The organism is Streptomyces sp. NBC_00090 (assembly GCF_045160815.1).
Lineage (GTDB): Bacteria > Actinomycetota > Actinomycetes > Streptomycetales > Streptomycetaceae > Streptomyces.
This window is the reverse complement of record NZ_CP108224.1, coordinates 2,441,205-2,460,558: the sequence shown is the minus strand read 5'-3', so window position 1 is coordinate 2,460,558 and position 19,354 is coordinate 2,441,205. Positions and strand designations below refer to the sequence as shown.

15 protein-coding genes are annotated in these 19,354 nt (G+C 71.2%); 14 read left to right on the top strand and 1 reads right to left on the bottom strand.

Annotated elements, in window-relative coordinates; all coding sequences use genetic code 11:
- Positions 1-14 precede the first annotated feature (14 nt).
- From OG361_RS10860 to OG361_RS10800, 13 genes are all read left to right on the top strand, one after another.
- Positions 15-1,736: a UDP-N-acetylmuramoyl-L-alanyl-D-glutamate--2,6-diaminopimelate ligase gene (locus OG361_RS10860; RefSeq protein ID WP_405853133.1), complete on the top strand. Its 1,722-nt coding sequence runs from the start codon at positions 15-17 to the stop codon at positions 1,734-1,736.
- Positions 1,737-1,740: 4 nt separating this feature from the next.
- Positions 1,741-3,165 (top strand): UDP-N-acetylmuramoyl-tripeptide--D-alanyl-D-alanine ligase, encoded by a 1,425-nt coding sequence (gene murF, locus OG361_RS10855; protein WP_405853132.1) that lies wholly within the window; start codon positions 1,741-1,743, stop codon positions 3,163-3,165.
- Positions 3,162-4,232: a phospho-N-acetylmuramoyl-pentapeptide-transferase gene (gene mraY, locus OG361_RS10850; RefSeq protein ID WP_405853131.1), complete on the top strand. Its 1,071-nt coding sequence runs from the start codon at positions 3,162-3,164 to the stop codon at positions 4,230-4,232. Before murF ends, mraY begins: the two co-directional genes overlap by 4 nt.
- The gene (murD, locus tag OG361_RS10845) at positions 4,214-5,653 is read left to right on the top strand and encodes a UDP-N-acetylmuramoyl-L-alanine--D-glutamate ligase (protein ID WP_405853130.1); all 1,440 of its coding nucleotides are present in this window, start codon (positions 4,214-4,216) and stop codon (positions 5,651-5,653) included. Before mraY ends, murD begins: the two co-directional genes overlap by 19 nt.
- Positions 5,654-5,708: 55 nt before the next feature.
- Positions 5,709-7,049 carry a putative lipid II flippase FtsW gene (gene ftsW / locus OG361_RS10840; RefSeq protein WP_405853129.1) on the top strand — a complete coding sequence of 447 codons (1,341 nt, stop codon included), beginning with the start codon at positions 5,709-5,711 and terminating at the stop codon, positions 7,047-7,049.
- Between the two features lie 6 nt (positions 7,050-7,055).
- Complete coding sequence (murG, locus tag OG361_RS10835; protein WP_384576771.1) at positions 7,056-8,150, top strand: undecaprenyldiphospho-muramoylpentapeptide beta-N-acetylglucosaminyltransferase; 1,095 nt, start codon at positions 7,056-7,058, stop codon at positions 8,148-8,150.
- A gap of 83 nt (positions 8,151-8,233) precedes the next feature.
- Positions 8,234-9,037, top strand: coding sequence for a cell division protein FtsQ/DivIB (locus OG361_RS10830; protein ID WP_405853128.1), 804 nt, complete (start codon positions 8,234-8,236; stop codon positions 9,035-9,037).
- 281 nt (positions 9,038-9,318) lie between these two features.
- Positions 9,319-10,533 carry a cell division protein FtsZ gene (ftsZ, locus tag OG361_RS10825; protein ID WP_405853127.1) on the top strand — a complete coding sequence of 405 codons (1,215 nt, stop codon included), beginning with the start codon at positions 9,319-9,321 and terminating at the stop codon, positions 10,531-10,533.
- Positions 10,530-11,270 (top strand): peptidoglycan editing factor PgeF, encoded by a 741-nt coding sequence (gene pgeF, locus OG361_RS10820; protein ID WP_405853126.1) that lies wholly within the window; start codon positions 10,530-10,532, stop codon positions 11,268-11,270. Before ftsZ ends, pgeF begins: the two co-directional genes overlap by 4 nt.
- Complete coding sequence (locus OG361_RS10815; RefSeq protein ID WP_405853125.1) at positions 11,267-11,986, top strand: YggS family pyridoxal phosphate-dependent enzyme; 720 nt, start codon at positions 11,267-11,269, stop codon at positions 11,984-11,986. The genes pgeF and OG361_RS10815 overlap by 4 nt, the downstream gene beginning before the upstream one ends.
- A gap of 122 nt (positions 11,987-12,108) precedes the next feature.
- Positions 12,109-12,729 carry a cell division protein SepF gene (locus OG361_RS10810; RefSeq protein ID WP_384576752.1) on the top strand — a complete coding sequence of 207 codons (621 nt, stop codon included), beginning with the start codon at positions 12,109-12,111 and terminating at the stop codon, positions 12,727-12,729.
- 81 nt (positions 12,730-12,810) lie between these two features.
- Positions 12,811-13,101 carry a YggT family protein gene (locus OG361_RS10805; protein ID WP_017238790.1) on the top strand — a complete coding sequence of 97 codons (291 nt, stop codon included), beginning with the start codon at positions 12,811-12,813 and terminating at the stop codon, positions 13,099-13,101.
- A gap of 55 nt (positions 13,102-13,156) precedes the next feature.
- On the top strand, positions 13,157-14,278 hold the full coding sequence (locus OG361_RS10800) for a DivIVA domain-containing protein (RefSeq protein WP_405853124.1): 1,122 nt from the start codon (positions 13,157-13,159) through the stop codon (positions 14,276-14,278).
- A gap of 452 nt (positions 14,279-14,730) precedes the next feature.
- Here OG361_RS10800 and ileS read toward each other — a convergent pair whose 3' ends face one another.
- Positions 14,731-17,874 (bottom strand): isoleucine--tRNA ligase, encoded by a 3,144-nt coding sequence (gene ileS / locus OG361_RS10795; protein WP_405853123.1) that lies wholly within the window; start codon positions 17,872-17,874, stop codon positions 14,731-14,733.
- Positions 17,875-18,439: 565 nt separating this feature from the next.
- Here ileS and OG361_RS10790 point away from each other — a divergent pair.
- A complete protein-coding gene (locus tag OG361_RS10790; protein ID WP_405853122.1) occupies positions 18,440-19,297 on the top strand; it encodes a TraR/DksA family transcriptional regulator in 858 nt (285 codons plus the stop codon).
- The last annotated feature ends 57 nt before the right edge of the window (positions 19,298-19,354 follow it).

Sequence of the window (19,354 nt, the reverse complement as noted above, 5' to 3'; positions counted from 1 at the left end):
CCCCGGGAGCACCAGTGACAACGATCACCAACCGTTCCGGGAACCGGAAATCGAACTCCGGCGACGCCCCGGGCTCTTTTGGCCCCGTACAGGGTGAGCCCGGTACGCTCACCGCCGTGCCACACGCTGATCAGTACCGAAACACCCCGCCCCGGCCGGAGCAGGCCCGCCCGACACCCCTGGGCGACCTGGCCGCACAGCTGGGCGTCGAAACCCCCGGCGCCGGCTCCGACCCCGTCGCCGTCACGGGCATCACGCACGACTCCCGGGCGGTCCGCCCAGGGGACGTGTACGCGGCCCTGCCCGGCGCCCACCTCCACGGCGCCGACTTCGTCGCCCAGGCCGCCGGACTCGGAGCCGCCGCGGTCCTCACCGACCCGGCGGGCGCCGAGCGCGCCGCCGCGACCGGCCTGCCGGTCCTGGTCGTCGAGAACCCACGTGGCCGGATGGGCGAGCTCGCCGCCGAGATCTACGGGCGGCCCGGCGCCGACCTCCTCCAGATCGGCATCACCGGCACCTCCGGCAAGACCACCACGGCCTACCTCGTCGAGGGCGGCCTGCGCGGCGCCGGGCGGAGCACCGGTCTCGTCGGCACGGTCGAGATGCGCATCGGCGACGAGCGCATCAAGTCGGAGCGGACGACCCCCGAGGCCACCGACCTCCAGGCGCTCTTCGCCGTCATGCGCGAGCGGGGCGTCGAGGCGGTCGCCATGGAGGTATCCAGCCACGCCCTCGTGCTCGGCCGGGTCGACGGCTGCGTCTTCGACGTCGCCGTCTTCAACAACCTCAGCCCGGAGCACATGGAGTTCCACTCCGACATGGAGGACTACTTCCGGGCCAAGGCCGCGCTCTTCACCCCCGAGCGCAGCAGGCGCGGAGTCGTGAACCTCGACGACGAGTACGGCCGCAGGCTCGCGAAGGAGGCGACCGTCCCGGTCGTCACCTTCTCCGCCGAGGGCCGCGCCGACGCCGACTGGCGCGCCGAGGACCTCGTCCTCGGCTCCCACGACTCGACGTTCACCGCCGTCGGACCGCAGGGCGAGCGGATCTCCGCCACCGCCCCGTTGCCCGGCCCGTTCAACGTCGCCAACACCCTCGCCGCGATCGCCACCCTCGCCACCGCGGGCCTCGAACCGAAGAGCGCCGCCGACGGCATCGCCGTCGTGCCCGGCGTACCGGGCCGCCTGGAGCGGGTCGACGCCGGCCAGCCGTACCTCGCGGTCGTCGACTACGCCCACAAGACGGACGCCGTCGAATCGGTCCTGCGCTCCCTGCGCGAGGTCACCGAGGGCCGGCTCCACGTGGTCATCGGCTGCGGCGGCGACCGGGACACCACCAAGCGCGGCCCGATGGGCGCCGCCGCGGCCCGGCTCGCCGACACCGCCGTCCTGACCTCCGACAACCCCCGCTCCGAGGACCCGCTCGTGATCCTCGCCGCCATGCTCACGGGCGCCGCGGAGGTTCCCGCGGAGGAGCGGGGCGAGGTCCTCGTCCTCGCCGACCGCGCCGCCGCCATCGCCGCCGCCGTGGCCCGCGCGCAGCCGGGCGACACCGTCCTGGTCGCGGGCAAGGGCCACGAACAGGGCCAGGAGATCGCCGGGGTGGTCCGCCCCTTCGACGACCGCCTGGTCCTGCGCGCGGCGATCGTCGACCAGGCGGCGATCCTCGAACAGAACGGCCGGGCCGCCCTGGTGGGCGGCAAGGACACAGACAGCCACCAGAACAGTCAGGGATGAAGCAGTGATCGCCCTCTCCCTCGCCGAGATCGCCGAAATCGTCGGCGGGCAGACGCACGACATACCGGATCCGGCCACCCGGGTGACCGGGCCCGTCGTCATCGACTCCCGCGAGGTGCGGCCAGGCAGCCTCTTCGTCGCCTTCGCCGGCGAGCGCGTCGACGGCCACGACTACGCGGAGCGCGCCGTGGCGGCGGGAGCGGCGGCCGTACTCGCCGCCCGCCCCGTCGGCGCCCCCGCGATCGTCGTGGACGACGTGCAGGCCGCGCTGGGAGCCCTCGCCCGCGCGGTCGTCGAACGGCTCGGCACCGATGTCGTCGCCCTCACCGGCTCGGCCGGCAAGACCTCCACGAAGGACCTGATCGCCCAGGTCCTCGACCGGCACGCACCCACCGTGTGGACGCCCGGCTCCCTCAACAACGAGATCGGACTGCCGCTCACCGCGCTCCGCGCGAGCGACGAGACCCGGCACCTGGTCCTGGAGATGGGCGCCCGGGGCATCGGGCACATCCGGTACCTCGCCGGCCTCACCCCGCCCCGCATCGGCCTCGTACTCAACGTGGGCACCGCCCACATCGGCGAGTTCGGCGGCCGGGAGCAGATCGCCGAGGCCAAGGGCGAGCTCGTCGAGGCGCTGCCGTCCGCCGAGGAGGGCGGGGTGGCGGTCCTCAACGCCGACGACCCGCTGGTTCGCGCCATGGCGAGCCGGACCAAGGCCCGCGTGATCCTCTTCGGCGAAGCGGACGAAGCGGCCGTACGGGCCGAGAACGTCCTCCTCACAGAGAGCGGACAGCCTTCTTTCAGGCTTCACACACCCACCGGGTGCAGCGACGTGACCTTGCGCCTGTACGGTGAGCACCACGTGTCGAACGCGCTCGCCGCGGCCGCCGTCGCGCACGAGCTGGGCATGCCTGTCGAAGAGATCGCCACCGCGCTCTCCGAAGCCGGCACCCTGTCGCGCTGGCGCATGGAGGTCACCGAGCGTCCGGACGGCGTGACGATCGTCAACGACGCCTACAACGCGAACCCCGAGTCCATGCGAGCCGCCCTGCGCGCGCTCGCGTCCATGGGCAGGGCAGCACAGTCCCGAGGGGCTCGTACGTGGGCGGTGCTCGGCAAGATGGCCGAGCTCGGTGACGCATCGCTCGTCGAGCACGACGCGGTCGGACGGCTCGCCGTCCGGCTCAACGTCAGCAAGCTCGTCGCGGTCGGGGACAGGGAAGCGTCCTGGCTGCAACTGGGCGCATATAACGAGGGTTCGTGGGGTGAGGAGTCGGTGCACGTGTCCGACGCGCAGGCGGCTGTCGACCTGTTGCGCAGTGAGCTGCGCCCGGGGGATGTCGTCCTTGTGAAGGCTTCCAGGTCGGTCGGTCTCGAACAGGTCGCCCTGGCGCTCCTCGACACCGAGGGCGAGGTCGCCGGACGATGAGGCAGATCCTCTTCGCGGGAGCCATCGGGCTCTTCCTGACCCTGATCGGCACCCCGCTGCTGATCAAGCTCCTTGCCCGCAAGGGGTACGGGCAGTTCATCCGGGACGACGGCCCGCGCGGCCACGCCGGGAAGAAGGGCACGCCCACCATGGGCGGCATCTCCTTCATCCTGGCCACGCTCATCGCGTACGCCCTGGCCAAGGTCATCACCGGTGAGGACCCGACGTACTCGGGCGTCCTGGTGCTGTTCCTCATGGCCGGCATGGGCCTGGTCGGCTTCCTCGACGACTACATCAAGATCGTCAAGCAGCGTTCGCTGGGCCTGCGGGCGAAGGCGAAGATGGCCGGCCAGCTGATCGTCGGCATCGCCTTCGCCGTGCTCTCGCTGCAGTTCGCGGACCTGCGCGGGCTCACGCCCGCCTCCGAGAAGCTCTCCTTCATCACGGACTTCGGCTGGTCCATCGGCCCGGTGCTGTTCGTGATCTGGGCGCTCTTCATGATCCTGGCCATGTCCAACGGCGTGAACCTGACGGACGGTCTGGACGGTCTGGCCACCGGCGCCTCGGTGATGGTCTTCGGCGCGTACACCTTCATCGGGCTCTGGCAGTTCCAGGAGTCCTGTGCCAACGCGGTGACGCTGACCAACCCCAACGCCTGCTTCGAGGTGCGCGACCCGCTCGACCTCGCGGTCGTCGCCTCCGCCCTGATGGGCGCCTGCTTCGGCTTCCTGTGGTGGAACACCTCGCCCGCCAAGATCTTCATGGGCGACACCGGCTCGCTGGCCCTCGGCGGCGCGCTGGCCGGTCTCGCCATCTGCTCCCGTACGGAGCTGCTGCTGGCCCTGCTCGGCGGCCTGTTCGTGCTGATCACGATGTCCGTGGTCATCCAGGTCGGCTCGTTCAAGATGACCGGCAAGCGCGTCTTCCGGATGGCTCCCCTCCAGCACCACTTCGAACTCAAGGGGTGGTCCGAGGTCCTGGTCGTCGTCCGGTTCTGGATCATCCAGGGCATGTGCGTGATCGTGGGCCTGGGCCTCTTCTACGCGGGATGGGCATCGGAGAAGTGACAGAACAGCTCGACTGGAACGGCAAGAAGGTCACCGTCGCGGGACTCGGCGTCTCCGGCATTCCGGCCGCCCGGGTCCTGCACGGCCTGGGCGCGGTCGTGACCGTCGTCAACGACGGCGACGACGAGCGCTCCCGGGCGCAGGCCGCCGAACTGGAGGCGGAGGGCATCACCGTCCGTCTCGGCGACGGGGCGACCCTGCCGACCGGCACCGAGCTGATCGTCACCACCCCCGGCTGGCGACCCGACAAGCCGCTCTTCACGGCCGCCGCAGAGGCGGGCGTGGAGGTCTGGGGCGACGTCGAGCTGGCCTGGCGCCTGCGCACCCCGGACGCGGCCCCCTGGCTCGCGGTCACCGGCACCAACGGCAAGACCACGACCGTGCGGATGCTCGCCTCGATCCTGGAGGCGGCCGGTCTGCGGACCGCCGCCGTCGGCAACATCGGGGTCTCGCTGCTCGACGCCGTCCTCGGCGAGGAGCGGTACGACGTGCTGGCCGTCGAGCTGTCCAGCTACCAGCTGCACTGGGCGCCGTCCGTCCGCGTCCACTCGGCCGCCGTGCTCAACCTGGCACCCGACCACCTCGACTGGCACGGCTCGATGGAGGCGTACGCCGCCGACAAGGGCCGGATCTACGAGGGCAACCAGGTCGCCTGCGTCTACAACGTCGCGGACAAGGTCACCGAGGACCTGGTCCGAGAGGCCGACGTCGAGGAGGGCTGCCGCGCCATCGGCTTCACGCTCGGCACCCCCGGCCCGTCCGAACTGGGCGTCGTCGAGGGCATCCTCGTCGACCGGGCCTTCGTCGAGAACCGGCAGAAGAACGCCCAGGAGCTGGCCGAGGTCTCCGACGTCCAGCCCCCGGCCCCGCACAACATCGCCAACGCGCTCGCCGCGGCCGCCCTCGCCCGCGCCTTCGGTGTCGACGCGAAGGCCGTACGGGACGGGCTGAAGGCCTTCCGGCCCGACCCGCACCGCATCGAACTGGTCGAGGAGGTCGAGGGAGTCGCGTACGTCGACGACTCCAAGGCCACCAACACCCACGCCGCCGAAGCCTCGTTGGCGGCCTACGACCCCATCGTCTGGATCGCCGGCGGACTCGCCAAGGGCGCGACCTTCGACGAGCTGGTGACGAAGTCGGCGAAGCGCTTGCGCGGGGCCGTCCTGATCGGCGCCGACCGCGCGCTGATCCGCGAAGCCCTGGCGCGACACGCCCCGGAGGTCCCGGTGGTCGACCTCGACCGGACCGACACTGGGGCGATGTCCGAGGCGGTCCGCGAGGCGACCCGGCTCGCCCAACCGGGGGACACGGTGCTCCTCGCCCCGGCCTGCGCCTCGATGGACATGTTCACCAACTACAACAAGCGGGGCGAGGCCTTCGCGGACGCGGTCCGCGCCCTCGCCACCACCGGGGACGCCTGACCTGACCAGTGGGAGGGTCCGGCCGGACCGGGCACGACTGGAGGGGGCAGCGACCATGCCGAGCAAGATCGCCGGGACACGCCGGCCTTCCGCCGTACGCGGCGGAGGGCGGGCCCCAGCGACCCCGCGGCGGGTGCGCGGCGGGGGCGTACGGCGGCTGTACGAGCGCGGCGTACGGGCCTGGGACCGGCCGCTCACGGCCTACTACGTGATCATCGGCGCGGCGCTGCTCATCACCACGCTCGGCCTCGTGATGGTCTTCTCCGCCTCGATGATCACGGCGCTCCGCTACGACCTGGTGCCCTCCTACTTCTTCCGGAAGCAGTTCTTCGCCGCGCTCCTCGGCACCGGGCTGCTCCTGGCCGCCTCGCGGATGCCCGTGAAGCTGCACCGGGCGCTCGCCTACCCGATCCTGGTCGGCGCGGTCTTCCTCATGGTGCTCGTGCAGATCCCCGGGATAGGGCACGAGGTCAACGGCAACCAGAACTGGATCTCCCTCGGCGGCCCCTTCCAGCTCCAGCCCAGCGAGTTCGGCAAGCTGGCGCTGATCCTGTGGGGGGCCGACCTGCTCGCCCGCAAGCAGGACATGCGGCTGCTGACCCAGTGGAAGCACATGCTGGTGCCGTTGGTACCCGGCGCCTTCATGCTGCTCGGCCTGATCATGCTCGGCGGCGACATGGGCACCTCGATCATCCTCGCCGCGATCCTCTTCGGACTGCTGTGGACGGCCGGCGCGCCCACCCGGCTCTTCGTCGGGGTGCTCTCCGTGGCCGGCGCGATCGGCGTGCTGCTGATCAAGACGAGCGACAACCGGATGAAGCGCTTCGACTGCATCGGCGCGACCGACCCCGGCGGCGAGGGAGCCCCGTGCCTCCAGGCCGCGCACGGAATCTATGCTCTGGCCTCGGGCGGATGGTTCGGTTCCGGACTCGGTGCGAGTGTGGAGAAATGGGGTCAACTCCCCGAAGCGCACACCGACTTCATCTTCGCGGTGACCGGTGAGGAACTGGGTCTCGCGGGGACGCTGTCGGTAGTCGCCCTGTTCGCGGCTCTAGGCTATGCGGGTATCCGCGTGGCCGGACGCACGGAGGACCCCTTCGTGAGGTACGCCGCGGGAGGCGTGACCACCTGGATCACGGCGCAGGCCGTGATCAACATCGGTGCGGTGCTCGGTCTGCTGCCGATCGCCGGTGTCCCGCTCCCGCTGTTCTCGTACGGGGGGTCGGCCCTGCTGCCGACCATGTTCGCCGTCGGGCTCCTCATCGCCTTCGCGCGACAGGAACCCGCCGCGAAAGCGGCCCTGGCCATGCGCCGCCCCGGTTGGGGCAAGCGGGCCGGGGTGAGATGGAAGTCGATGCGACGGCGCGTCAAGAAGCGCCCGTCCGGAGAGCGGTGAATTTCGGTGCATGTCGTACTCGCCGGCGGGGGGACCGCCGGCCACATCGAGCCGGCGCTGGCCCTCGCGGACGCCCTGCGGAGGCGGGACCCCAGCGTGGGGATCACAGCGCTGGGCACGGAGAAGGGTCTGGAGACCCGGCTCGTGCCCGAGCGGGGCTACGAGTTGGCGCTCATCCCCGCCGTCCCGCTGCCCCGCAAGCCCACCCCCGAGCTGATCACCGTCCCCGGACGGCTGCGCGGCACGATCAAGGCCGCCGAGCAGATCCTGGAGCGCACGAAGGCCGACTGCGTGGTCGGCTTCGGAGGCTACGTGGCGCTGCCCGGCTACCTCGCGGCCAAGCGGCTCGGGGTGCCGATCGTGGTCCACGAGGCCAACGCCCGGCCCGGCCTGGCCAACAAGATCGGTTCGCGGTACGCGGCCGGGGTCGCCGTCGCCACCCCGGACAGCAAGCTCCGCAACGCCCGCTACATCGGCATCCCGCTGCGGCACACCATCGCGACCCTCGACCGGGCGCGGGTCCGCCCCGAGGCGCGCGCCGCCTTCGGGCTCGACCCGCACCTGCCGACGCTGCTGGTGTCCGGCGGCTCGCAGGGCGCCCGGCGGCTCAACGAGGTCATCCAGCAGATCGCCCCGGTGCTCCAGCGCTCGGGCATCCAGATCCTGCACGCGGTCGGCCCGAAGAACGAAATGCCGCGCGTGGACAACATGCCCGGTATGCCGCCGTACGTGCCGGTACCGTACGTGGACCGGATGGATCTCGCGTACGCCGCGGCCGACATGATGCTCTGCCGCGCGGGCGCGATGACCGTCGCGGAGCTCTCCGCCGTCGGGCTGCCCGCCGCGTACGTCCCGCTGCCCATCGGCAACGGCGAACAGCGGCTCAACGCCCAGCCGGTGGTCAAGGCCGGCGGCGGACTCCTCGTCGACGACGCGGAGCTGACGCCGCAGTGGGTGCAGGGCAACGTCCTGCCCGTACTGGCCGATCCGCACCGGTTGTACGAGATGTCCCGTGCCGCCGCCGAGTTCGGTCGCCGGGACGCCGACGACCTGCTCGTGGGCATGGTGTACGAGGCGATCGCCGCCCGCCGACAGGCGTAGCGCGGCGTCGGCCGGGCGGGCCGAAGGGGCGCATCGAGCGCCCCGGAGGCGAGTCCGGGCCCGAAACGCGAAAGGCAGGAAGCGTGGCAGCCGGATCGACGACCGCCGAGAAGAGCGGCGCGAACAAGCCGAAGGGGTCGTCGGAACGGCCGTCCCGCACGGGTACTCGGAATCTTCGATTCCGGGTACCCGCCCCCCGGGTCCTCCTCGTCGTGCTCGGCGTCGTCGCGCTCGTGGCCGGCGGGATCTGGGCGCTCTACGGATCGACCTGGTTTCGTGTGGAACGTGTGAAGACTTCCGGTACGCGGATTCTGACCCCCGGCGAGGTCGAGGGGGTCGCCGCCGTTCCGGTGGGGTCCCCGCTCGTCTCCGTCGACATCGACGCGATCGAGGCCCGGCTCCGGCGGGAACTCCCGCGTATCGACTCGGTCGACGTCGAGCGTTCCTGGCCGCACGGAATCGGTCTGAAAGTGACGGAACGGAAGCCCGTTCTCCTCCTGGAAAAGGGCGGAAAGCTCATCGAAGTGGACGCGAACGGTGTGCGGTTCGCCACCGTCGACACGGCGCCCCGCGGCGTCCCCCGGCTCGTCCTCGACGCCGCCTCCTCGCCCAGCCTGCGCCGCTTCGACGCGGACCGGCTGCTCCGTGAGGCGGTCCGCGTCAGGGGTGAACTCCCGGGGGAAATCGCCGAGAACACTCGTGTCGTCCGCGTCACCTCGTACGACTCCGTCACTCTGGAACTGGCCAAGGGGCGCACCGTCTTCTGGGGCAGCGGCGAGCACGGCCCGGCGAAAGCCCGGGTGCTGACCGCTCTCATGAAGGCGTCGCCCAAAGCGGGGCACTTCGATGTAAGTGCTCCCACAGCGCCCGCGGCGTCCGGTAGTTGACGGTCATCACCGCTGGCCAGCACCCTGGTTGGCCAGCGCTCCGGGTGATCACATAGGGTGAAAAGAAAAACGGGAGGTTCGGCGTGTTCGTTGAACGTGCGCCGCTTGTCGACTTAGTGTCCTGTTCGGAAGAGTCCAGCGAACAGCGACACTGGTAACCCTAAACTTCAACGTTAGGGTTCGGGTCGGCGTTCCGGACCGCCCCAATCGGCATCCGTTGTCGCAGCGCGACCAACCACCGCGTAGCGGCGACACGTAACTCGAGGCGAGAGGCCTTCGACGTGGCAGCACCGCAGAACTACCTCGCAGTCATCAAGGTCATCGGTGTCGGCGGCGGTGGTGTCAATGCCATCAACCGAATGATCGAGGTCGGCCTCAAGGGCGTCGAGTTCATCGCGATCAACACCGACGCGCAAGCGCTGTTGATGAGCGACGCCGACGTCAAGCTCGACGTCGGTCGTGAACTCACCCGCGGCCTGGGCGCCGGGGCCAACCCGGCCGTCGGTCGCAAGGCGGCAGAGGACCACCGTGAGGAGATCGAGGAGGTCCTCAAGGGGGCCGACATGGTCTTCGTCACCGCCGGCGAAGGTGGCGGCACCGGCACCGGCGGCGCACCCGTCGTCGCCAACATCGCGCGCTCGCTCGGCGCCCTGACGATCGGTGTGGTCACCCGGCCGTTCACCTTCGAGGGCCGCCGTCGGGCCAACCAGGCGGAGGACGGCATCGCCGAGCTCCGCGAAGAGGTCGACACCCTCATCGTCATCCCCAACGACCGACTGCTCTCGATCTCGGACCGCCAGGTCTCCGTGCTCGACGCGTTCAAGTCGGCCGACCAGGTGCTGCTGAGCGGTGTGCAGGGCATCACCGACCTCATCACCACCCCGGGTCTGATCAACCTCGACTTCGCCGACGTCAAGTCGGTCATGTCCGAGGCCGGATCCGCCCTCATGGGCATCGGCTCCGCCCGTGGCGACGACCGCGCGGTGGCCGCCGCGGAGATGGCGATCTCCTCGCCGCTCCTGGAGGCCTCCATCGACGGCGCCCGCGGCGTGCTGCTCTCCATCTCCGGCGGCAGCGACCTCGGTCTCTTCGAGATCAACGAGGCCGCGCAGCTGGTCAGCGAGGCGGCCCACCCCGAGGCCAACATCATCTTCGGTGCCGTCATCGACGACGCCCTCGGCGACGAGGTCCGGGTCACCGTCATCGCGGCCGGCTTCGACGGCGGCCAGCCGCCGGCCCGCCGGGACAACATCATCGGCTCGGTCTCGGCCAAGCGCGAGGAGCCGGCCCCGGCGCCCCGCGCCACCGAGCCGTCCCGCCCGCTGGGCGGTCTCGGCACGGTGGCCCCCCGCGAGGAGCCGGTCTCCGTACCGGTCGAGCCGGTCCCGGCCGTCAACGAGACCCCGCTGACGCCGGTCCCGCCGGTCGTCCCGCCGGCCCGTCCGTACGCGGACTCCCAGGCCGAAGAGCTGGACGTCCCGGACTTCCTGAAGTGATAGGGCAGTACTCCGACGCGAACGGCGCGCACTTCGCCTTCACCGACAGGTGGGGCGGGGTGAGCGCCGTTCCGTACGAGGAGCTCAACCTCGGCGGAGCGGTCGGCGACGACCCCGAGGCCGTTCGGGCCAACCGGGCGCTGGCCGCCGGCGCCCTCGGGCTCGACCCGGCGCGGGTGGTCTGGATGAACCAGGTGCACGGCGCGACCGTCGCCGAGGTCGAGGGCCCGTGGACCACCGGGCCCGTCCCGGAGGTCGACGGCCTGGTCACCACCGCCCGCGGACTCGCCCTCGCCGTCCTCACCGCCGACTGCGTCCCGGTCCTGCTCGCCGACCCCGTCGCCGGGGTGGTCTCGGCCGCCCACGCAGGGCGCCCCGGGATGGTCGCCGGCATCGTCCCCGCCGCCGTCGAGGCCATGATCGCTCTCGGCGCGGACCCCGCCCGGATCGTCGCCCGCACCGGCCCCGCCGTCTGCGGGCGCTGCTACGAGGTGCCGGAGGCGATGCGCGCCGAGGTCGCGGAGACCGAACCCGCCGCCTGGGCCGAGACGAGCTGGGGCACCCCCGCCGTCGACGTCACCGCCGGGGTGCACGCCCAGCTCGAACGGCTCGGCGTCACGGACCTGCTGGCCGCCGAGGTCTGCACGCGGGAATCGGCCGACCACTACTCGTACCGCCGCGACCGCACCACCGGGCGACTCGCGGGATATGTCTGGTTGACCCGGGAAGAGACATGACGGACCGCAAGTCGCAACTCGCCGAGAACCTGGACCGGGTGGAGGAGCGCATCGCCGCCGCCTGCGCCGCCGCCGGGCGCCCGCGGGAGGAGGTGACCCTCATCGTGGTCACCAAGACCTACCCCGCGAGCGACGTGCGCCTGCTGCACGAACTCGGTGTGCGGCACGTCGCCGAGAACCGGGACCAGGACGCCGCACCGAAGGCCGCCACCTGTGCGGACCTTGACCTGACCTGGCACTTCGTGGGCCAGTTGCAGACCAACAAGGTCCGATCCGTGGTGGGTTATGCCGATGTGGTGCAGTCTGTCGACCGCTTGAAGCTCGTTTCCTCTCTCTCCGCGGTCGCGGAGAAGGAGGGGCGCGAGCTCGGTTGCCTGCTCCAGGTCGCGCTCGACGCCGAGTCCGGGGAGCGGGGCGCCCGCGGCGGCGTCTCTCCGGAGGGGGTCGAGGAGTTGGCGGCCGCCGTGGACGCCGCTCCCGGGCTGCGGCTCGACGGACTGATGACCGTCGCCCCGCTCTCCGGTCCGTACGCGGGCAGACAACGCGCCGCCTTCGACCGGTTGATGGATTTGTCGACTGCCCTGCGCGCGACCCGTCCGGCTGCGAACATGGTGTCAGCAGGGATGAGCGCGGACCTCGAGGAGGCCGTCGCTGCCGGGGCGACACACGTACGCGTCGGTACGGCGGTACTCGGCGTCCGCCCGAAGCTCGGGTAACGTCGCGAAGCAAGTCGGACCACAGCAGAAAATATGGTCATTCCGCAGAACGGCGGGGTGGCTCGTGGATCGCTGGCACTTGGTGACGAGGCCGATCCACCACAGAGCGGAGGACTCAGAGAATGGCCGGCGCGATGCGCAAGATGGCGGTCTACCTCGGCCTCGTGGAGGACGATGGGTACGACGGCCGGGGCTTCGACCCCGACGACGACTTCGAACCCGAGCTGGAGCCGGAGCCCGAGCGCGAACGGCGCCACACCCCTCCGCGGCAGGTGGAGCGCGAGGAGCCGGTGCGCGTGATGGCCCCCCCGGCGCCCCGGGAACCGATCGCCCATTCTGTCCCGGTACTCGCCGAAAGTGGACGTCCGGCCCGAATTGCCCCCGTGGCATCCATCACACCCGAACGTCCGAGCATGGAGAAGAACGCACCGGTGATCATGCCCAAGGTCGTGTCCGAGCGGGAGCCCTACCGCATCACCACGCTGCACCCGCGGACCTATAACGAGGCCCGTACCATCGGGGAACACTTCCGTGAGGGCACCCCGGTGATCATGAACCTCACAGAGATGGACGACACGGACGCGAAGCGACTTGTCGACTTTGCCGCCGGACTCGTCTTCGGGCTCCATGGCAGCATTGAGCGCGTGACGCAGAAGGTGTTCCTGTTGTCGCCTGCTAACGTCGATGTCACGGCGGAGGACAAGGCCCGGATCGCAGAGGGCGGATTCTTCAACCAGAGCTGAGAACAACAGAACCGGACGGACCGGTCGCGAAGCGGCCGGAACAAGTGAGAGCACGTAAGCCAGGGGAGAGGGAAACGCGGGATGGGCGTCGCACTACAGGTGGTCTACATCGTGCTGATGTGCTTCCTCGTCCTCCTGATCGTCCGGCTGGTCATGGACTACGTCTTCCAGTTCGCACGTTCATGGCAACCCGGTAAGGCGATGGTGGTCGTTCTGGAGGCCACCTACACTGTCACCGATCCACCGCTCAAGCTTCTGCGGCGACTCATCCCGCCGCTGCGTCTCGGGGGCGTGGCACTCGACCTGTCCTTCTTCGTTCTGATGATCATCGTCTACATCCTGATCTCCATCGTGAGCAGCTTCGCGAGGTGAGTGTGGACGATACGGTCTTGCCGACTGCCGACGACTACGTAGAGGTGAAGAAGAGATGCCGCTGACCCCCGAGGACGTGCGGAACAAGCAGTTCACGACCGTCCGCCTTCGAGAAGGCTATGACGAGGACGAGGTCGATGCCTTCCTCGACGAGGTCGAGGCCGAGCTGACCCGCCTGCTCCGCGAGAACGAGGACCTGCGCGCCAAGCTGGCCGCCGCGACGCGTGCCGCCGCGCAGAACCAGCAGCAGCAGGGCATGCGCAAGCCCCCGGAGCCGCAGGATCGTCCCGTCGGTCCCGGCGCCCCCGTGCCCGCGGCCATATCCGGACCGCCGGTCCAGCAGCAGCCGCCGCAGATGGGCCCGCCGCAGCTGCCTTCCGGTGCCCCGCAGCTTCCCGCCGGCCCCATGCAGGGTGGCCCCATGCAGGGTGGCCCCATGCAGGGCGGGCCCATGGGCCCCGGCCCGATGCAGGGTGGCCCCATGCAGGGCGGACCGATGGGTCCCGGCCCGATGCAGGGCGGCCCCATGGGTCACCCGCAGCAGCAGCAGCAGATGCAGCAGCAGCCCGCCCAGGCCCCCGGCGGCGACAGCGCCGCGCGTGTCCTCTCGCTGGCCCAGCAGACCGCCGACCAGGCGATCGCCGAGGCCCGCTCCGAGGCCAACAAGATCGTCGGCGAGGCGCGCTCGCGCGCCGAGGGCCTGGAGCGGGACGCCCGCGCCAAGGCGGACGCTCTTGAGCGGGACGCGCAGGAGAAGCACCGCGTCGCGATGGGCTCCCTGGAGTCCGCCCGCGCCACGCTGGAGCGCAAGGTCGAGGACCTGCGCGGCTTCGAGCGCGAGTACCGCACGCGCCTGAAGTCGTACCTGGAGTCGCAGCTGCGTCAGCTGGAGACCCAGGCGGACGACTCGCTGGCTCCGCCGCGGGCCCCTGCCGCGGCCTCCCTGCCGCCGGCGCCTTCGATGGCCTCGGCGGGCGCGGGCGCCCCGTCCTACGGTGGCGGCGGCGCGATGGGTGGTGCGCCCTCCATGGGTGGTGCCCCCTCCTACGGTGGTCAGCAGCAGATGTCCCCGGCCATGACCCAGCCGATGGCTCCGGTCCGGCCGCAGGCTCCCCAGCCGATGCAGCAGGCGCCGGCGCCGATGCGGGGCTTCCTGATCGACGAGGACGACAACTGACGGCGGCCGTTCGCGCGATGAGCGCGTAGCCGTCGGCAGGCTGCAAGGGCCGGGCCCCGGGTGAGAACCCGGGGCCCGGCCCTTTGCCGTACCCGGGTACGGGGCGGCCGGGCACGGGGCCGGGGGTGGGGGTGGGAGTGGTGCGGGGTGGTCGGGGGCGTCTGCGGCGGGCTCTCCCCCACCCCGCCCCTTCCCGAAACCGGGGCTCCGCCCCGGACCCCGGACCCCGGACCCCGGGCGCCCGGCGGAGGGGCAAGCCCCGCCCTTCGGCGGCTTCGCGCCGAGGGGGCGCCCCATCGGAAACGGCGGCTTCGCGCCTCAGGCCCCGGCCCGGGTGCGGCGGCTTCGCACCGCGGCCGCCGCTTGCCCCCGGCAGGGTTTCGGGAAGGGGTGGGGGGGGAGTGAAAAAGGGCCCGGTACCCCCGTGGGGGTGCCGGGCCCTTTCTGGGGGCTTACGCCTTGCGGAGGCGGAACGTCAGGGACAGGGAGTCGTCCGTGAAGGGGGCGCCGTAGGCGGCGTCCGCTTCGCCCTGGGCGTGGTCCGTGGCGAGGACCTCGTCCGCGATGAGCCCGGCGTGGGCCGTCAGGGCCTCCGTCGTCTCCGGGGACGTGGACGTCCAGCGCAGGGCGATCCGGTCCGCGACGTCCAGGCCGCTGTTCTTGCGGGCCTCCTGGATCAGGCGGATCGCGTCGCGGGCGAGGCCCGCCTTGCGGAGCTCCGGGGTGATCTCGAGGTCGAGGGCGACCGTGGCGCCGGAGTCGGAGGCGACCGACCAGCCCTCCCGCGGGGTCTCCGTGATGATGACCTCCTCGGGGGTGACGGTGATCGTCTCGCCGTTCACCTCCAGCGTCGCCTCACCGGAGCGCAGCGCCAGCGAGAGCGCCGCCGCGTCCGCCGCCGCGACGGCCTTCGCCACGTCCTGGACGCCCTTGCCGAAGCGCTTGCCCAGGGCCCGGAAGTTGGCCTTGGCCGTCGTGTCGACGAGCGAGCCGCCGACCTCCGAGAGGGAGGCCAGGGAGGAGACGTTCAGCTCCTCCGTGATCTGGGCCTGCAGGGCGGGGGAGAGGGCGGCGAAGCCCGTCGCCGCCACCAGCGCGCGGGAGAGCGGCTGGCGGGTCTTGACGCCCGACTCCGCGCGCGTCGCCCGGCCCAGCTCCACCAGGCGGCGGACGAGCAGCATCTGCTCGGAGAGGGTCTTGTCGATCTGGGCGGTGTCCGCCTCCGGCCAGCCGGCGAGGTGGACGGATTCCGGGGCGCCCGGGGTGACCGGGACCACCAGGTCCTGCCAGACCCGCTCCGTGATGAACGGGGTCAGCGGGGCCATCAGACGCGTGACCGTCTCGACGACGTCGTGGAGGGTGCGGAGGGCCGCCTTGTCGCCCTGCCAGAAGCGGCGGCGCGAGCGGCGTACGTACCAGTTGGAGAGGTCGTCGACGAAGGACGAGATCAGCTTGCCGGTGCGCTGGGTGTCGTACGACTCCATCGCCTCGGTGACCTCGGCCACGAGCGTGTTCAGCTCGGAGAGGAGCCACCTGTCGAGGACAGAGCGGTCGGCGGGCGCCGGGTCCGCGGCCGACGGGGCCCAGCCGGACGTGCGGGCGTACAGCGCCTGGAAGGCGACCGTGTTCCAGTAGGTGAGGAGGGTCTTGCGGACCACCTCCTGGATGGTGCCGTGGCCGACGCGGCGCGCCGCCCACGGCGAGCCGCCGGCCGCCATGAACCAGCGGACCGCGTCGGCGCCGTGCTGGTCCATCAGCGGGATCGGCTGGAGGATGTTGCCCAGGTGCTTGGACATCTTCCGGCCGTCCTCGGCGAGGATGTGGCCCAGGCAGACCACGTTCTCGTAGGAGGACTTGTCGAAGACCAGCGTGCCGACGGCCATCAGCGTGTAGAACCAGCCTCGCGTCTGGTCGATGGCCTCGGAGATGAACTGCGCCGGGTAGCGGGACTCGAAGAGTTCCTTGTTCTCGTACGGGTAGCCGTACTGGGCGAACGGCATCGAGCCCGAGTCGTACCAGGCGTCGATGACCTCCGGTACGCGGGTGGCTTCGAGGGAGCAGCCCTCCGCCGGGCAGCCGAAGGTGACCGCGTCGATGTACGGGCGGTGCGGGTCGAGCTCCGACTGGTCGGTGCCGGTCAGCTCGGTGAGCTCCGCGCGGGAGCCGACGCAGGTGAGGTGGTCGTCCTCGCAGCGCCAGATCGGCAGCGGCGTGCCCCAGTAGCGGTTCCGGGAGAGCGCCCAGTCGACGTTGTTGGTCAGCCAGTCGCCGAAGCGGCCGTGCTTGACCGAGTTGGGGAACCAGTTCGTCTTCTCGTTCTCTTCGAGCATGCGGTCCTTGACCGCGGTCGTACGGATGTACCAGGACGGCTGCGCGTAGTAGAGCAGGGCCGTGTGGCAGCGCCAGCAGTGCGGGTAGCTGTGCTCGTACGCGATGTGCCGGAAGAGCAGTCCGCGCGCGTCCAGGTCGGCGGTGAGCGCCTCGTCGGCCTTCTTGAAGAAGACGCCGCCGACCAGCGGCACGTCCTCCTCGAAGGTGCCGTCGGGGCGGACCGGGTTCACGACCGGCAGGCCGTAGGCCTTGCAGACCTTGAGGTCGTCCTCACCGAAGGCGGGGGACTGGTGGACCAGACCCGTACCGTCCTCGGTCGTCACGTACTCGGCGTTGACGACGTAGTGGGCCTCGGCCGGGAACTCCACCAGCTCGAAGGGGCGCTGGTAGGTCCAGCGCTCCATCTCGGCGCCGGTGAAGGACTCGCCGGTGGTCACCCAGCCCTCGCCGAGCGCCTTCTCGACCAGCGGCTGCGCGACGACGACCCGCTCGTCACCGTCGGACGCGACCACGTACGTGACCTCGGGGTGGGCGGCGACCGCCGTGTTGGACACCAGGGTCCAGGGAGTCGTCGTCCAGACGAGGAGCGCCGCCTTGCCGGCCAGCGGGCCGGAGGTCAGCGGGAAGCGGACGTAGACGGACGGGTCGACGACCGTCTCGTAGCCCTGCGCCAGCTCGTGGTCGGAGAGGCCGGTGCCGCAGCGCGGGCACCAGGGGGCGACGCGGTGGTCCTGGACGAGCAGGTCCTTGTCGAAGATCTGCTTCAGCGACCACCAGACCGACTCGATGTACGAGGGGTCCATCGTCCGGTACGCGTCGTCGAGGTCGACCCAGTAACCCATGCGGGTCGTCAGCTCGGCGAAGGCGTCGGTGTGGCGGGTCACGGACTCGCGGCACTTGGCGTTGAACTCGGCGATGCCGTACGCCTCGATGTCCTTCTTGCCGGAGAAGCCGAGCTCCTTCTCGACGGCGAGCTCGACCGGCAGGCCGTGGCAGTCCCAGCCGGCCTTGCGGGCCACGTGGTAGCCGCGCATGGTCCGGAAGCGGGGGAAGACGTCCTTGAAGACGCGGGCCTCGATGTGGTGCGCGCCGGGCATGCCGTTCGCGGTGGGCGGGCCCTCGTAGAACACCCACTCGGGGCGTCCTTCGGACTGCTCCAGGGTCTTCGCGAAGACCTTGCTGTCGCGCCAGAAATCGAGCACGTCGTGCTCCAGCGCGGGCAGGTCGACCTGGGCGGGCACCTGGCGGTACTGCGGCGGTGTCATCGGGTTCCTCCGGCGGACTGTCGTCGTTCCGTCGGAGGGACGAGAGCACGGCTCCCGCGGTACCACCCTCCTTGGCCCCGGGCACGTACGCCCTGAGCCCCCTCATTGGGGTCGCGACGCCGGGTCTAGTCACCGCGCTCTCGTGCGGCTTTCTTCCGACGGCTCCGGGGTGATGCTTCACATCGGGCTCGCCCCCGGGCTCTCACCGTCCCCGGGTCGCTCATGGCTGCGTACGACGCTACTCGTCCCCATCCAAGCCTTTCGCTCCGCCCAGTGTACGGGGCGCGGGGCGGGCAGGCGGACCCGATTTCCCGCGCCCCGGACGGGTGCCCGTACGGCCACCCGAATGGCCATACGGGGCGTCCCGGACTTGGGGTGCCGCCATGTGGGGGAGGGGCGGGGCGGATAACCGGGCGGGGAGCTGGGCACAACGGAGGCAGGCCCGCCCCGCGGGGAGCGGGGGCGGGTGGGAACGGCGGCGTGCCCCGTTGCCGCGGGCCTTGGGCCGATTTATCGTCCCAGCACGATTCGCGAGCAAGATCACAAAATGTGAAGGGGCCGCGACATGGTGGCGAAGAAGACCGCCGCGAAGAAGTCCTCGACCGCCGGTGCCACCGGTACGGGCGCGGGCGCCAAGGACGTGGCCGGGAAGAAGTCGGCGGTCGTGAAGAAGGCGGCGGCGAAGAAACCGGTCGCGAAGAAGGCGGGTAAGGCGGCCCCTGCCCGCAGGACGGCGGCCGGGACGGCCGAGAAGGCCACGGGCAAGGCCGTGGACGGGGTCGCGCACGCGGCCGCGGACGAGGCCGCGGCGAAGGTCTCCGTGGAGCCCCCGGCCGCCTCCTGGGCGGCCGCCCAGGACGCCCCCTCGGTGAACGTCCCGGCCAAGAAGGCCGGGGCGAGGAAGACGGCCGCCAGGAAGGCGACGGCCGCGAAGAAGCAGACAGGAGCCAGGACGGTGGCAGCGAAGAAGACCGCGGGTGGCGTGACGACCGCAGAGGACGAGGCCGCGGTGCCCCCGGCCCGTACCGGCGAGCTCGCCGTGCGCCCCGGCGAGGACCCCTGGACGCCGGAGGAGGTCGACGAGGCCCGCAGCTCGCTCCAGGCCGAGGTCCTGCGGCTCCGCAGCGAGCTCGTCCACTCGAAGGAGGAGCTCACCGGCCTCATGCGGGACTCCGGTGACGGTGCCGGGGACGACCAGGCCGACACCGGCACCAAGAACATCACCCGCGAGCACGAGCTCGCGCTCGCCGCCAACGCCCGGGAGATGCTGGAGCAGACCGAGCACGCCCTGGAGCGGCTCGACGCGGGCACGTACGGCCTCTGCGAGGTGTGCGGCAAGCCGATCGGCAAGGCGCGGATGCAGGCCTTCCCGCGGGCCACGCTCTGCGTCGAGGACAAGCAGCGGCAGGAGCGGCGCGGCTGACGTTCTCGTACGCCTGTGCCGTACCCTCGGGGCACGGTCAGGCATCGAGGTCGAGGG